The sequence below is a fragment of the Salinicoccus siamensis genome (genome assembly GCF_055391965.1).
Map to the genome: position 1 here is coordinate 1,077,763 of NZ_AP043765.1, position 14,250 is coordinate 1,092,012.

Below are 14,250 nucleotides of genomic sequence, written 5' to 3' on the forward strand. Positions count from 1 at the left end.
TCAATTAACTTTAGACTGTCCAAACACCTTTTTTTCCAGATTGCTCAAGCGTTTGAGTATATCGATCTGGTGGTTTTGCGTCTGGTTATCAACGGAGCGTGATTTAGTCGCTACACGAATCCTCAGTTCCTCTACTTCCTTTTTGAGGCGGGCATTCTCATCTTCCAGTCTTTTGAGGCTATTATTCATATCAGCCATCTTCTGATAGTCGCTGATGACATCATCAAGGAAACTATCTACTTCAATCGGCTTGAATCCTCTGATAGATTTTTCGAATTCTTTCTCGAATATATCTTTTGCTGAAAGCTTCAGCGTGTACTCGCTCATTGTATCACCTCTCATACGCGGAATCTATGAAAGCATTGATTTCGTCAAATTGTATTCTTTCAATATTATACGGCCTATCTTCCTTTAGTTCAAGCATTTGATCATATATGAATCGGGTTTTTGAATCGGCCTGTTCATCATATACGACGAGGGCCTGGTCCGAATGGTCGATCAGGAATCGGTTGATCATCGGGAACATCCGCGGAGATTCGTAAGGTCTGTCGAAGATGAACTGGTGATGATCGCTGTTATCTAAAATCTGGTGCAACAGCAGCGCATCGTCCTCCTTGTACCGCTCGTCGAAGCCGTGGAAGGGCTTCAGCACCGAATACTTGAATGTATATTCCTCTCTCAGCTCGATCATCGCCAAGGCGGCGTAGAATTCGATGCCGGTGTACCCTTGGATGATGAACCATTCGGTGCCGTTATCGATATATTCCTTCAATTTGAATTTCATGAAGTCTTTAAGCACCTGGGCTTCAGGCTGTGACGATTTGAATATACCGAGCTCATAAGGCCTATAGCCGGCGATCAGTGTCCGCATCAGAATAGCGCCTCCCTTTCGGCGTGGGCCAGCCACATGTTGAGGAATTTGTATTTCTCACGGTAGACTTTCTTACTGAAGCGGCGCATATGACAAGCCATCAAGAGTTCCATGAATTCCTCTTCGGCCTTTTCACGGGTGGCAGCGTTGAAGCGGAAATCCGTCTTCATGTTCCTTATGGACATCACAGTCTCTTCGTTATCTTTAAGGAACGGTTCGATCTCCTCACCGAAGTCGAATTCGTATCCCGCCCTGGCCTTCTCGTACCTCCGGGCAACTTCATCAAGCAATGCGCGCAGTTCGGAAAAAGAGGGGTTTCTTGACAAAAATGCTGCACCTCCTATAATTATCAATGTTTAAGTCAGCATAAATATTGTATAATGATATATCATCATACACAATAACGAAAGGTGATGGGCATGAAGTACCCTAAAGGCACGAAGCCCCGGCACAACAATCCTGCTTCCCGGAAGAAGTCGAGAAGCGGGACGGTCCGCTACGGATCGCGGGGAATGACGCTTGAAAAAGATCTTGACCATACCAATCAATTCTACCTGGAGACCGGACGGGCCGTCATACACAAGAAACCGACGCCCGTGCAGATCGTCAATGTGGACTACCCGTCAAGAAACAGGGCCAAGATCGACGAAGCCTACTTTAAAGTACCGTCGACAAGCGACTACAATGGCATATATCGAGGAAAATATATAGACTTTGAAGCTAAGGAAACGCACAACGAGTCCCGTTTCCCCTTCATCAACATACATGAACACCAGGTTGACCATATGATACGGTGCCATAGGCACGGCGGCTTAGTCTTTATCATCCTCCGCTTTTCATTCTACGGGGAAACGTATATGATGCCCTTTGAAAAGTTCCTGCCGTTTTGGGATGCTTATAAAGATGGTGGCAGAAAATCAATCAGATATCAAGACATCAAGTATGAGAGCATCCTGCTTAAGCAGGCCATAAACCCGCGCATCCAATATTTGGACGCTGTAGATGAATTCTATTTCGAGAATGGAGAATGACAATGGCACAAAATTATAAGAGAAGTTCTGGGAAGCCACAGAAGAAAGGTGGAAAACGCTCCAGGTCATCAATAATCAAGCGCATAGTTTTATGGCTCCTGCTCATCGGCCTGGTTATGCTGGTTGCCGGGTCCTTCCTGTTCGCCTACTATGCATCGAAAGCCCCCGCCTTCAGCGAGGAAAAGCTGAAAGATCCGATACCTGCTAAAATATACGATAAGGACGATGAGCTGGTCACGAAGCTGTTTGAAGGCCAAAAGCGGGAACTGCTGGACATCGACAATACGCCGGAATACGTCACTGATGCTGTACTTTCGGTTGAGGACGACCGTTTCTATGAACATGGAGCTGTGGATTTCCGGAGACTCGGCGCAGCGGTGCTCAATAATGTTACGGACGGTTTCGGCAGTCAGGGAGCGAGTACGATCACGCAGCAAGTCGTCAAACGGGTCTTTCTGACCGAAGAGAAGACCATCGCCCGAAAGGCACAGGAAGCGTATCTCGCCTATCGCCTGGAACAGGAATATTCGAAGGACGAGATACTCGAGATGTACTTGAATAAAATCTACTACTCGGATGGGATATACGGCATCAGGACAGCATCAAAATACTATTTCGACAAAGAGCTTGATGAATTGAACCTGGCGGAGACAGCCTACCTTGCCGGCTTGCCGCAGCTGCCCAACCGGTATAATCTATATGTGGATGGCGAATCGGGAACCAACCGGGCCCACACTGTCCTGAACCTCATGCTGCATCATGAACGCATCACCGAAGAACAGTATAATGAAGCGATAAATACGGACATCACAGCGAATCTGGTGAGCCGTTCGGAAGAAGAACGTGCTTCTAGTGAACCGGAAGATCCTGAATATGCCTCATATATCAATATGGTCAAGCAGGAACTGCAGACGAACGATAAATTTAAAGATATGGAGCTTGGTGAAGCACTGGCAAGCGGCTTGTCGATCTATACGAATATGGACAGTGGTGTCCAAGCGCAGCTTCAGACGATGGTCAATGACAGAGATTATTATTATAATGAAAAATTCAAAAGCGAGCACTTCAATATTGCGTCCACCATCCTGGATACACAGACAGGTGATCTGGTCGCCGTCTCTGGAGGACGCGATTACCGTGAAGTCGTCATGCATAACCAGGCATTGGTCAAAAAGAACGTGGGGTCTACAATGAAGCCTTTCCTTTCCTACGGCCCTGCCATAGAACATATGAAATGGCGGACGGATCACCTCATTGAAGATGAAATGGAATACCAACCTGAAGGATTCAGCAATACAATCAGCAACTATGATATGCAGGATCACGGCGAAGTTACGATGAGGGATGCCTTGAGGCAGAGCTTCAATATTCCGGCAGTCAAGACTTTTGAAGCCGTAAAGGAAGAAGCGGGAGAAAATGCGCCTGAGGAATTTGCGGAAAATGTCGGACTTGAGTACAGCACTGAGGACGAAGACGATCTGTCGTTGACGTTCAACGATGTGCTCGGGGGCGGTGACCATTCACAGTTCAGTCCACTGGAAATGGCCCAGGCCTATGCTTCTTTCGGCAACGGTGGTACTTACAATGAAGCGCAGTCAATCCGCTACGTCGTCACCGATGAAGGTGAAACCATAGAGTTTGAGAGCGAATCCGAAAAGGCTATGGAAGATTACACAGCCTACATGATGACTGATATGCTAAAAGGCACTTTTGAACCTTACGGCAGTGCAGACTTCATTCCAATGAATGGCTTGAACATAGCCGCCAAAACGGGAACCACTTCCTACTCGAAAGAATTGAGGGAAGAGAATAACCTGCCCGACAATGCAGCGAAAGATGCCTGGATTGTAGGATACACACCCGAGTACACAATGAGTGTGTGGACCGGATTCAACAAAACCCTTGAAAATGGTGAGGCGTCATTCGTCGGTCAGGATGAGCACATTACGCCGCAATGGTTCTTCAGGGACATCATGCAGTCGATCAGCACCTATAATGGACAAGATTTCGCAAGGCCTGATAGCGTTGTCCAGGTGAACGGCAATGAACTCGCCGTTCAGGGCAATGAAGGACTTCAGTCTACAGAAACCGGCAGAAGACAACAACAGAATACTGAAACCGAGAAAACAGTAGAAGAACCAAGTCAGGTCATTACAGAAAGTGAAGAAGAACCAAGCACGCAGGAAAATACTACTGAACCATCAACACAGGAAGAGACTACCGAAGAGCCGACTGAGGAAACGACTTCTGAACCGGTCCAGGAAGAAACGACTGAAGAGCCGACCCAGGAAGAAGCCACTGAAGAGCGGACTGAAGAACCGACTTCTGAACCGACTGAGGAGCAGACGGAAGAAGCGGCGCCTTCTGTTGAAGAGCCAGTGGAGGAGCAGACGGAAGAAGAAACAGATGAAGCGGCATAAAAATAAGCACCCCTGCCTGGGGTGCTTATTTTTTGTTCCTCCTGACGCAATAGGAGGCGTACTTTTTAACGAATTCCGTATAGATCAAATTCAACTGGACGATGCTGTGGTATTTATAGGGATTGGCTTTTATATAAGAAATCCTGTCGCAGTAGTTAAGGGGGAGGACTTCTGGATGATCGTCTGTTTCTAGTTCCGATAAGTGCTTTTGGATATGATCGGTGACGAGTGAATAGTATTTGTCGTAAAGATCATGGTCAGGCTGACGGGCATTTTTGATGAGTGAACCGTAGACTGCCTCGATCGTCACAGTAGCCCTGCCTTCTTCATACGTTTTTGCCCTTCCCTACAATCGTCGAGAAGCGGACACGCTTCACACTTCGGGTTTCTCGCAGTGCAGTGGTATCTGCCGAAAAAAATCATCTGATGATGGGTCTTACTCCATCTATCTTCAGGGACTTTCTTCATAAGGGTCTGTTCCACCTCAAGCACAGAGTCTTTGTACCGTGCAATGCCTAATCGCTTGGATACACGTTCGACATGCGTGTCCACCGCAATTCTCGGGACGCCGAATGCCACTGAAAGTACAACATTTGCGGTTTTTCTGCCGACTCCAGCGAGGCTGACCAGGTCATCGTAATTATCAGGAATTATTCCGTCAAAACGCTCAATGACATCTTTGCTTAATTTTTGGATGTTTTTGGCCTTATTTCGAAATAGGCCGATTGATCTGATGTCCTGTTCCAGCTCAGCCTGCTCGACCGCAATAAAATCCTCGGGCCCTTTATATTTCTTAAAGAGCTCACGGGTCACCTTATTGACAAGGTTATCTGTACATTGTGCCGATAGAAGGACGGCTATAGTCAGTTCAAATGGGTTCTCATGGATGAGTTCACACTCGGCATCTGGAAACATGGCGTCAATCTTATCTATCATTTCTATGGTTTTTTTCCGGCTAATCAAAGACATCTTCTCCTTCCAACCAAGATCTGAGGGGCATATGGGTGCTGTTTTGAGGTGATTTCTTGCTTCTCGGCTGACTTAGGATACGCTCCACATACTGAAGGGATGTCACTTGATTCTGATAGGCAAGATCGACAGCTTCTTTTATTGACTCAGCACTATTTGCTGGGTCTTCAAGCCAGCTGTTGATCCTTTCGAATTCATTCGGGCTGATGACACGGCCGTACAGTGCTTCAATATATTCGAATAACGAGCGTATTTCCGAAGGGTCCGGCTCTGCCGCTTTTTCCTCGATGAACTGTGGAAGTTTCCTGAACAGCGGTTCGAGCGAGAAATGTTCGACATACCGGCCTTCATCTTTGACTGTTTCGACCTCAAGCAGCCCGTTTTCGATCAGATGTTGGATGACATCCGAAACTTCTCCAAATGATATCGTCATCCCTTCAGAAAGGTGTTTGAAATCAGGCAGTTCTGCTGAATTATGACGGATATCAGACAGTCTTATGACGATGATCAATGATTTCTCATCCAACCCGAGTTTAGAGTAATTGTCGAGCAGAATTTTATTGACCGGCACATTCATATACTGTATATAATCTGCAAGCATGATAAAAGCTCCTTATAAAAATATCGCCTTGCGGCGATATTGGTTTTATGGATAGAGACGGTTGAGCAGACGTGGGAATGGTGCTGTTTCCCTGACATGCTGTACACCACTCAGCCAGGCAACAGTACGCTCGAGGCCGAGTCCGAAGCCGGAATGCGGCACACTGCCGTACTTCCTCAATTCAAGATACCATTCATAGGCATCAAGATTGAGTCCGCTTTCTTCTATCCTTTGTTTTAATGTGTCATAGTCATGGATTCTTTCACTGCCTCCAATGACTTCTCCATACCCTTCCGGTGCAATCAGATCGGCACACAGGACGGTACGTGGATCCTCGGGATTTTCTTCCATATAGAATGACTTTATCTCTTTTGGATAGTTGATTATGAAGACGGGTTTATCGAAATGGTTGGCGATTTCGGTTTCATGTGGCGCTCCGAAGTCATCTCCCCACTCTATATCTTCAAAACCTTTTTCCTTCAACAATTCTATCGCATCAGTATAAGTGATGCGCGGAAACGGGGCTTTGATCCTCTCAAGCGCTGTTGTATCACGGTCAAGCCGTTCAAGGTCGAGCTTGCAGTGTTCCAGAACTTGCGTAACCAGGTATTCTACATACTGTTCCTGAACTTCAAGGCTGTCCTCATGCTTATAGAACGCCATTTCCGGTTCGATCATCCAGAACTCAATAAGGTGTCGCCTTGTCTTCGATTTTTCGGCGCGGAATGTAGGTCCGAAAGAGAACACTTTTCCATGAGCCATTGCTGCCGCTTCTGCATATAGTTGGCCGCTTTGTGAGAGGTAGGCATCTTCATCGAAATATTTCGTATGGAACAGCTCTGTTGTACCTTCCGGTGAACTGCTTGTCAGTATCGGCGGATCGATCTTTTTGTAGCCGTTGTCGAAGAAATAGTCATAAGTGCTCTTGATGATCTGGTTGCGGATGTTCATGACAGCGTGCTGCTTCTTCGAACGCAGCCACAGATGCCTGTTGTCCATAAGGAATTCAGCGCCGTGGTTTTTCGGTGTGATCGGATACCCATGGGACTCATGGATGATTTCAATGTCCTCGACTTCCATCTCATATCCAAACGAAGAACGGTCATCAGCTTTAATGGTGCCGGTAATATACATGGAGGTTTCCTGGTTGAGGCCCTTGGCGGTTTCGAATAGACTTTCGTCATTTTCTTTTACTACGATGCCTTGCATGAAACCTGTACCGTCCCTAAGTTGCAGGAACTGAATCTTGCCACTCCCTCTTTTCTGGAGCAGCCAGCATCCTATCGTTACCTTCTGTCCTTCATGTTTTGGTGCCTGGTTAATTGAGATCTTCATGTCAAACTCCTTTTGCATGTTGTGTTATGAATTTTTTGATGCGTTCAAGCGCTTTTTCCATATCCTCTGCGCTCAATGAGTAGCTCAGGCGGATATTGTCGGGTGAACCGAATCCGGAACCCGGCACTACAGCCACATGCTGTTCTTCAAGCAGCTGTGCGACGAAATCATCGACACTATCGAATCCGCATTTAACAGCACACTCCTTGAAATTCGGGAAGAGGTAGAACGCGCCTTCTGGTTTTATGCAAGTTATATATGGCAGCTCCATCAATTTACTGTACGCTTTATCCCGGCGTTCCCGGAAAGTATTATTGTATTCAACCAGATACGAATCTTCCATCCCATAAGCCGCTACCGCAGCCCATTGTGATGGTGTGGCAGGGTTCGATGTCGAATGGGTCGTAAGGTCAGTCATCGCCTTCATGAGGTCACGGTCGCCACAAGCGTAGCCGATGCGCCATCCGGTCATCGCATGGGATTTGCTGACGCCATTTACGATGATGGTGTTCTGCTTCATCTTATCGCTCATCGAGGCGATCGAAATGTGTACATTATCGTAGACGAGTTTTTCGTATATTTCATCAGCCACTACGATTATATCCGTCTCTTCGAGATAATCTGCAAGTGCCTGGAGTTCGTCTTCTGTGTAGACCATGCCACTTGGGTTGCTTGGTGAGTTGAGGAGCAGCATGCGTGTACGGTCGGTCACGTGGCGCTGAAGTATTTCCGGCGTCATTTTAAAGGACGTGGATTCATCTGTATGCATGATGACTGGCTTACCTTCAGCCAGTTTAACCTGTTCAGTGTAACTTACCCAGTAAGGGGTCGGTATCAGGACTTCATCCCCTGGATTCAAGGTCGCCTGGAAGATATTGTAGAGGACATGCTTTGCACCACTTCCAACGAAAATCTCTGATGTGTCGTATTGCAGGTCATGGTCCATTTTCATCTTTTTTGAAATGGCTTCTTTAAGCTCTGGAACACCAGAGGCAGCGGTATATTTGGTATGGCCTTCCTTTAGCGCCTGGTAGGTTTTCTCGATGATCTCATCTGGTGTATTGAAGTCAGGTTCTCCTGCTCCAAGGCTGATGACATCAACGCCCTGGGCTTTCAGTTCTCTTGATTTGGCTGTGATGGCCAATGTCTGGCTTGGTGTGATGTTCTTTATTTTTTTAGAGAGTTGCATCGTCTGTCTCCTTTAATAGTGTTATATCCATTATAAGTCACGAAGCAAAGCTTTGAAAGACTCAGTGTTTCCTTCTATGACGTTTTCGTCAGGGAAGTATTTCAGAAAGGCATTTTTATACCTTCTGCTGAGCAGCCGTTTATCGAACAGGAACAGAAGCCCCTTGTCAGATGGTTTGCGATGGATACGCCCCGCTATTTGACGGAATTGAAAAACAGCTTCCGGCAGATCATTTTTATAGAAATGCCTGAAGTCCGGCTGTTTTGGCACGGGGAATGGTAATTTTGTCAGCATTAGGCTCTTCAATCCGTCCCCCTCTATATTGATGCCTTCGTTGAAACTGGAAGTGCCAAGCAAAATGCTGCGTTCCAGCTGATTGAATTGGGACAGCAACTTGTCGCTGGCCATTCCTCTCGTCTGCCTAAGTATGACGAAGCTTTCGAATGTTTCGATGGCTTCCATGTATTCATATACCTTATCAAGCAGTTCATAATTGGAAAATAGAATCATTAGTTTTTGATCCGTTTCACTCAAATAGACGGCCATATATTCCACGATTGACGAGATGAAGGCATCGTCATTGATATTGTAGTCCGGCACATCTTCAGGAATGAAGAGCTTCGTGCTGTTGAACAGGGAATCATTCGCAAAGACTTTGGTGCGGGGCTCATGCTCTCCGAACCAATAATCAAGATGGCTGAAGCCGCCGTTCACTTCGAGGGTCCCTGAGAGCAGGATGGACGCCGAACCGCGCACCACTCTCTCTTTGATGGTCTCCATATCATCAAGCTGTATATGGATTTTTATCTTTTGGAAATTAACGTCAACATCAAGAGAAAAGCGCTCATTTTGAAGCCCTTCGTATATCTGTTTAAGCACCATAGCATAATGGTGCATATGGTTATAGATTGCCTGGTAGTCGCCTGTGTCCCTGACGATGCCAAGAAATGTCGAGGCGTGCCTTGAGCCTGTCTCAAGATGTGCCATAAGCTGTTTTCTGTTGCCGGCCGAGATGGCACTGAAGATATTATCGATATTATGGTTGATGCGTTTTAATATATCTTCAAGCATTTCGGCGTCCGCAGCATCATTTTGTTCGAGATAGCTAGAAAGTAGCCTCTCCTGATTGGTGGTGCCTATCTGTCCAATGAAGAACTTCATGTCCTGATAGCCATAGGAGACCTTCAGACGCTCATCGAGCGCGCGCTTCAGCTGGTGGGCCTCATCGATGATAAGCACTTCTACATCCTGCAGGTATTCAGCACAGTCTGTAAGGAAATAATGGTTGGTCACTATCAGAGTCGACTCTTCGGCACGTTTTAGGGCCCGGTTGAAGAAAATCTCTCCAAGTGTGCCGGATTGGATCGACGCAGTCCGGTAGTAGGATTTTTCAGGTCCCCTTAAATGTATTTCCGCTATATCCCCTGTTTCAGTTTCCAAAAGCCATACGAGCAATTTCATCTTCAACTGTATGATTTCTGTATTATCCTCTTCAGCGGAGAGCAGAAGTTCTACGGCATCGAGATCAATGTAATTATCTTTTCCCTTCAAGCTGGCTGTCGGTATATCTTTGCCAAGCGCCGCCTTCAGAGATGCCAATTCATCTTTGATGATCTGGTTCTGCAGAATCTTCTTCGACGTGGAGATCAACACTTGTTTTCCATACAACGAATGATAGCTTACGGCTGCAATAAGAAAAGCGATGGTTTTTCCAATACCAGTATAAGCTTCCACCGCGAGGTTTTCAGATCGTTCCATCGCTTCGAATATTTCTTTCGCAAGATGTAGCTGGTCCGCCCTGAAGTCTTTATGTGACCAGCGTATGTAGGCACTATATATTTCGTCCACTGACATGGGAGCAACACTCGCCCGCTTCGTTGTGGCTTTACGGATATGGAAGGTACCATACCGTTCGAGATGAGTCGTCTTTGATGATGTAGATTCTGCTGCTACAGAAAAGATCAGATCTGAAAGGTTAAATTTCAGGGGTTTGGATAAATGGTACAAAAGCTTCAAAGTCTCTGTATCGAGTGCAGTGATCTTAGTGAGCAGATGGATAAGCAGTTCTGCAGTAGCCCTTGCATCTTCATCAGCCCTATGGGCGTTTGACAGTTCAAGATCTAATACTTGCGCAATTTCATTAAGCTGAAAGCGCTCGAGCGTGGGCAAGAAAATCTTGGATAGTTCAACAGTGTCGAGCAGGTATAAAGGCCTGAAGGAAATACCACAGGACTTGAAGGCCATTTCAAGAAACCCGTAGTCGAATTCCACATTATGTGCTGTAAATACACACCCTTCAAGCATACTCGAGATGTGTTTTGCAACCTGTTTAAACTTCGGGGCGCCTTCCAACATCCCGCTGTCAATCCCAGTCAAATCTTGGATGAAAGGAGAGAGCATGACTTCATCCGACAAAAATGTAGTATACTGATCGACTATCTTCAAGTTTTCAACTATTACAATACCTACTTGTATAATGCTGTCTCTATTCCGATCGTTGCCTGTTGTTTCAAGGTCTACAACCGCAAATTTCTGATGTTGCATCTTATCACCGATTCCCCACTATAATTCTATATCTGCACTGATTACTCTTCTGAGTCGACCATTTTCATCCACCACTTCAAGGAAGCCGCCCTCATCTATGTCAAGTGCCCGAGCCATGAATGAATCTCCTGTCTCGCTGATTTTTAAATATTTGTCGAATATTATCGATTTGGCTTTCCACTCGTCCCTGATGGCAGTGAATGGATGCTTGAGGAACAAACCATAGTAATGTTCCAGGTTTCTAAAGAGATGCTTCATGAAAATGTCCGTATCGAGCCCCTCCCCTTCAGCCATCTCTGCTTCGATGGAAGTCGCCCTCGGCAAGGAAGACAAAGCTGCGTCATTGAATATATTGATGCCGATGCCACATACCACAGCATTGACAGCATTCCCTTCACTCACTACTTCCGTCAGGAATCCGCATACTTTCTTATTATTGATATATATGTCATTTGGCCATTTTATGCCGCTCGATAGATTAAAAGTTTCATCAATGGACTTGGAGATGGCGAGCGATATGAATAAATTGAACCGGATGATGTCCGTCAGTGGCACGTTCGGTCTCAATACGAGTGAGATATAGAGCCCCCGCTGTTTGGGAGAAGCCCAATTACGGTTGAATCGGCCACGTCCTTTCGTCTGTTCCTCTGAAACCACGATAAATGCACCGTCATAGGTATCGAGCATCTTAAAAGCAATATTCTGCGTCGAGTCGACCGTCTGCAGATATTCGATATGCCCGAACACTTCGGAGTGTTCCACCAGAACTTCCAAGGCGGTCTGATTTATGTAGCCGGGCGGCGCAATCAACCGATGACCTTTATTCGGTACAGATGTAATCTGATAGCCTTCCGCTTTTAGCGCTTTAATGCTCTTCCATACTGAAGTTCTGGAAATGCCAAGCTGATCCGCCATCGACTGGCCTGAAATGTATTCATCATTCTTTAATAATCTTAATATGTCCTGTTTCGATTTCGACATGGGCGTCCATCCATTTCATGATTTCATACTTGTCATTCTTTAAATTGCCACACAGAATCTCTTCTTCAAGCGCCTCCATAATTGTACGGATCCATTTGCCGCCAGGCAGATTAAAATACGCCATAAGCTGCTTGCCATCGATGGCAATATCTTTTTGGGAATGTATCGGCAAATCCGATTTCACCCCTATCGCGGCAGCTATATTCTGCACTTTCAGCGATGAAGAGAAAAAAGGATTGGTGCCCATCATGGAGGACGCAACAGATAGTATTCTATCAGAAAAACTATATGCAAGCATCAAGTAATCTTCGTGTGCAGCGTCCTCCGACAATTTTAATATCTGGTTGATTTCATTTTTCATCTCGTTCGAAAGTTTCAAGGTATTGAGCGCGTCATATAAATCTTCATCCAGCCAAATCTGCAGTGCAATCTCCTCCAGTAATGATTCTGGCCGTGTTTTGAGGAATGATGTTTCACACACATGTTTGAAGAAAGGGAGATGCGCTGTAATCCCAGTTTTGACAAGGACGTGTTTTGCTTTTAGATTATCCTTCCCACCATACAATTTTACAAGCTCTGCCACTGTTCGCTCTACAGCCACATGTTCAAGGTATTTGGCGCTCTCAGTCATGGCATCTTGCGTGGCTGTTTCAACGTCAAACTGCAGCTGGGAAGAGAAGCGTGCTGCCCGCAACATCCTGAGGGCATCTTCACCGAATCGTTCCCTTGGGCACCCGACCGTCCGGATGATTCCATCTGCTATATCGGCTTTGCCTGAATAGGGGTCCAAAATCTTGAAATCTTCATCCATGGCCATCGCATTCATCGTAAAATCCCTGCGCTCCAAGTCCGTATAAAGCCGGTTGGTGAACGATACGCGGTCCGGCCTGCGAAAATCACTGTAGCCTTCTTCTGTGCGGTACGTCGTGACTTCAAAGGAGACACCTGAAATCCGTACGATGATTGTGCCATGCTCCTTCCCCACATCGATCGTCTGCGGGAATAGTGATTCTATCTGATCCGGAAGCGCGTTGGTTGTGATATCTACATCATTCACCGTGCGTCCCATATAGTAATCCCGTACGCAGCCTCCAACAAAGTATCCCTCGAACCCGTTGGATTTCAATGTCTTCAGTATCTCTCCACCTAAAATAAATAACTCATGCATTGTCTGCATCCCCTAACAGATCTCCATAAAGCTTCTCGTACTGACTGACGATGACATTGGAGTGGAATCTTGATGCAATATCCGACAACATATTCTCATGCATTTCCCTATATAAAGAAGGGTCTTTCGCCAGTTGCATGATATGTTTTCCAGCACTTCTGTAGTCCCCCACCTCAACCAGGAATCCAGTATCTTCATTTCTGATCACTTCACTGATGCCACCAGCCACACTGCCGATAGGTACTGCGCCGCAGTTCATCGCTTCGAGCAAGGCTAATCCAAAGCTTTCCTTCTCACTCAGCAACAGGAAAATATCGCTCATCAGATAGAATGACCGTACATCCGTCTGTTGGCCGGCGAAGATGACATGGTCCTTCAGCCCCAGAGACTTTACCAGCCTTTTGACACTGTTCATTTCGGGACCATCACCCACCAGTACCAGCACTCCATTGAGTGCTTCATGCACAGTATGGAAGGCCCGCACTATATCATCGATGCGCTTGATCTTCCTGAAATTGGAGGTGTGCATCAATACGATAGTGTCTTCATCTATACTGAAACGTTCCTTCATCTTCTGCTGCGTCATCTGGCGATGTTCAACATTAAAATAATTTTCATCGACGAAATTATGTACGGTGCGGATCTTTTTCTCCGTCTCTATCACAGCTTTCGTCTGTTCCTTTAAGCTCTCGGAAACTGCCGTAACAGCATCAGAGCCGTTTATGCCAAAACGGATGGCGCTCACTAACGACATATCGTAGCCGAGCACTGTGATGTCTGTACCATGGAGAGTGGTTACAACGGGCACCTCCCGTCCAGCCATCTGCCTCGCCAGTATACCGCATACGGCGTGGGGCACTGCGTAATGCATATGGATGATGTCCAGGTTATGCTCAAGAATCACTTCAGAAATCTTACTTGCGATGGTTATGTCATATGGCGGGTAACGAAAAACGCTGTAATCATTGATATCCGTCTGGTGAATATAGATGTTGGGATGGCTTGTGCTTAGACGGAACGGTACATTGGAAGTTATAAAATGGACCTCGTGCCCCCGCTCTGCCATCTGTATACCAAGCTCGGTGGCGATGATTCCGCTGCCCCCTACACTTGGATAACATGTAATGCCAATTTTCATAAT

14 protein-coding genes are annotated in these 14,250 nt (G+C 46.2%); 2 read left to right on the forward strand and 12 right to left on the reverse strand.

All coding sequences use genetic code 11. The features are described 5' to 3' along the window. From gpsB to ACZ5LF_RS05580, 3 genes are read right to left on the reverse strand one after another with little or no spacing between them, the layout of a single operon-like run. Positions 1 to 327, reverse strand: a complete 327-nt coding sequence (gene gpsB / locus ACZ5LF_RS05570; RefSeq protein ID WP_380569479.1) for a cell division regulator GpsB — start codon at positions 325 to 327, stop codon at positions 1 to 3. Positions 328 to 331: 4 nt separating this feature from the next. After that, positions 332 to 871 (reverse strand): SLOG family protein, encoded by a 540-nt coding sequence (locus ACZ5LF_RS05575; RefSeq protein WP_380569480.1) that lies wholly within the window; start codon positions 869 to 871, stop codon positions 332 to 334. Next, a complete protein-coding gene (locus ACZ5LF_RS05580) occupies positions 871 to 1,197 on the reverse strand; it encodes a DUF1798 family protein (protein WP_380569481.1) in 327 nt (108 codons plus the stop codon). Before ACZ5LF_RS05580 ends, ACZ5LF_RS05575 begins: the two co-directional genes overlap by 1 nt. A gap of 87 nt (positions 1,198 to 1,284) precedes the next feature. Here ACZ5LF_RS05580 and recU point away from each other — a divergent pair, with 87 nt between their 5' ends. Beyond that, positions 1,285 to 1,902 (forward strand): Holliday junction resolvase RecU, encoded by a 618-nt coding sequence (gene recU / locus ACZ5LF_RS05585; RefSeq protein WP_380569482.1) that lies wholly within the window; start codon positions 1,285 to 1,287, stop codon positions 1,900 to 1,902. A 2-nt stretch (positions 1,903 to 1,904) separates the two neighbouring features. After that, positions 1,905 to 4,322 carry a transglycosylase domain-containing protein gene (locus tag ACZ5LF_RS05590; protein WP_380569483.1) on the forward strand — a complete coding sequence of 806 codons (2,418 nt, stop codon included), beginning with the start codon at positions 1,905 to 1,907 and terminating at the stop codon, positions 4,320 to 4,322. A 25-nt stretch (positions 4,323 to 4,347) separates the two neighbouring features. Here ACZ5LF_RS05590 and ACZ5LF_RS05595 read toward each other — a convergent pair whose 3' ends face one another. The 9 genes from ACZ5LF_RS05595 to bshA are packed head-to-tail and all read right to left on the reverse strand — an operon-like array spanning position 4,348 to position 14,247. Beyond that, positions 4,348 to 4,632: a YpoC family protein gene (locus ACZ5LF_RS05595; protein WP_380569484.1), complete on the reverse strand. Its 285-nt coding sequence runs from the start codon at positions 4,630 to 4,632 to the stop codon at positions 4,348 to 4,350. Continuing rightward, on the reverse strand, positions 4,629 to 5,285 hold the full coding sequence (nth, locus tag ACZ5LF_RS05600) for an endonuclease III (protein ID WP_380569485.1): 657 nt from the start codon (positions 5,283 to 5,285) through the stop codon (positions 4,629 to 4,631). Before nth ends, ACZ5LF_RS05595 begins: the two co-directional genes overlap by 4 nt. Beyond that, positions 5,278 to 5,892, reverse strand: coding sequence for a DnaD domain-containing protein (locus ACZ5LF_RS05605; protein ID WP_380569486.1), 615 nt, complete (start codon positions 5,890 to 5,892; stop codon positions 5,278 to 5,280). Before ACZ5LF_RS05605 ends, nth begins: the two co-directional genes overlap by 8 nt. Positions 5,893 to 5,937: 45 nt before the next feature. Beyond that, positions 5,938 to 7,227, reverse strand: coding sequence for an asparagine--tRNA ligase (asnS, locus tag ACZ5LF_RS05610; protein ID WP_380569487.1), 1,290 nt, complete (start codon positions 7,225 to 7,227; stop codon positions 5,938 to 5,940). A 1-nt stretch (position 7,228) separates the two neighbouring features. Beyond that, positions 7,229 to 8,416, reverse strand: a complete 1,188-nt coding sequence (locus tag ACZ5LF_RS05615) for a pyridoxal phosphate-dependent aminotransferase (RefSeq protein WP_380569488.1) — start codon at positions 8,414 to 8,416, stop codon at positions 7,229 to 7,231. Between the two features lie 30 nt (positions 8,417 to 8,446). Further along, the gene (locus ACZ5LF_RS05620) at positions 8,447 to 10,960 is read right to left on the reverse strand and encodes an exonuclease domain-containing protein (protein ID WP_380569489.1); all 2,514 of its coding nucleotides are present in this window, start codon (positions 10,958 to 10,960) and stop codon (positions 8,447 to 8,449) included. An 18-nt stretch (positions 10,961 to 10,978) separates the two neighbouring features. Then, positions 10,979 to 11,941 (reverse strand): biotin--[acetyl-CoA-carboxylase] ligase, encoded by a 963-nt coding sequence (locus tag ACZ5LF_RS05625; protein ID WP_380569490.1) that lies wholly within the window; start codon positions 11,939 to 11,941, stop codon positions 10,979 to 10,981. Beyond that, positions 11,898 to 13,109, reverse strand: coding sequence for a CCA tRNA nucleotidyltransferase (locus ACZ5LF_RS05630; RefSeq protein ID WP_380569491.1), 1,212 nt, complete (start codon positions 13,107 to 13,109; stop codon positions 11,898 to 11,900). The genes ACZ5LF_RS05625 and ACZ5LF_RS05630 overlap by 44 nt, the downstream gene beginning before the upstream one ends. Then, positions 13,102 to 14,247: an N-acetyl-alpha-D-glucosaminyl L-malate synthase BshA gene (gene bshA, locus ACZ5LF_RS05635; RefSeq protein ID WP_380569492.1), complete on the reverse strand. Its 1,146-nt coding sequence runs from the start codon at positions 14,245 to 14,247 to the stop codon at positions 13,102 to 13,104. Before bshA ends, ACZ5LF_RS05630 begins: the two co-directional genes overlap by 8 nt. Positions 14,248 to 14,250: the final 3 nt, after the last annotated feature.

Bases quoted from the DNA above. Each gene is read 5' to 3' on its own strand.
- gpsB (WP_380569479.1), bottom strand. From the start codon at position 327: ATGAGCGAGTACACGCTGAAGCTTTCAGCAAAAGATATATTCGAGAAA.
- ACZ5LF_RS05575 (WP_380569480.1), bottom strand. From the start codon at position 871: ATGCGGACACTGATCGCCGGCTATAGGCCTTATGAGCTCGGTATATTC.
- recU (WP_380569482.1), top strand. From the start codon at position 1,285: ATGGGCATGAAGTACCCTAAAGGCACGAAGCCCCGGCACAACAATCCT.
- ACZ5LF_RS05590 (WP_380569483.1), top strand. From the start codon at position 1,905: ATGGCACAAAATTATAAGAGAAGTTCTGGGAAGCCACAGAAGAAAGGT.
- ACZ5LF_RS05605 (WP_380569486.1), bottom strand. From the start codon at position 5,892: ATGCTTGCAGATTATATACAGTATATGAATGTGCCGGTCAATAAAATT.
- asnS (WP_380569487.1), bottom strand. From the start codon at position 7,227: ATGAAGATCTCAATTAACCAGGCACCAAAACATGAAGGACAGAAGGTA.
- ACZ5LF_RS05615 (WP_380569488.1), bottom strand. From the start codon at position 8,416: ATGCAACTCTCTAAAAAAATAAAGAACATCACACCAAGCCAGACATTG.
- ACZ5LF_RS05620 (WP_380569489.1), bottom strand. From the start codon at position 10,960: ATGCAACATCAGAAATTTGCGGTTGTAGACCTTGAAACAACAGGCAAC.
- ACZ5LF_RS05625 (WP_380569490.1), bottom strand. From the start codon at position 11,941: ATGTCGAAATCGAAACAGGACATATTAAGATTATTAAAGAATGATGAA.
- ACZ5LF_RS05630 (WP_380569491.1), bottom strand. From the start codon at position 13,109: ATGCATGAGTTATTTATTTTAGGTGGAGAGATACTGAAGACATTGAAA.
- bshA (WP_380569492.1), bottom strand. From the start codon at position 14,247: ATGAAAATTGGCATTACATGTTATCCAAGTGTAGGGGGCAGCGGAATC.